1 protein-coding gene is annotated in these 299 nt (G+C 46.5%); it reads right to left on the bottom strand.

Annotated elements, in window-relative coordinates:
- Positions 1-299: glutamate--tRNA ligase family protein (locus tag A3739_RS08425; protein WP_231877046.1), on the bottom strand; the 299-nt coding region annotated here is incomplete at both ends.

Here is a 299-nt window from a genome sequence, read left to right as displayed (position 1 = left end):
TGCGCAAAATCATAGCTCGGATAAATACACCATTTATCACCTGTCTGGTGATGTTCAACCTTGCGAATTCGATAAAGAATCGGGTCTCTCAAATTCATATTTGGCGAAGCCATATCGATTTTCGCACGAAGAGAAGCCGCCCCTTCATCGAAACCACCAGCTCTCATTGTTTCAAAGAGGTCTAGATTCTCTTCAACAGAACGCTCTCGATAAGGGCTGTCTTTACCGGGCTTAGTCGCCCAACCGCGATATTCAGAAGCTTGCTCCGCACTGAGTTCACACACATAGGCCTTACCTTC

Source organism: Oleiphilus sp. HI0067 (assembly GCF_001635735.1).
The sequence above is the reverse complement of the archived record's forward strand: the minus strand, read 5'-3'. Positions and strand labels throughout refer to the sequence as shown.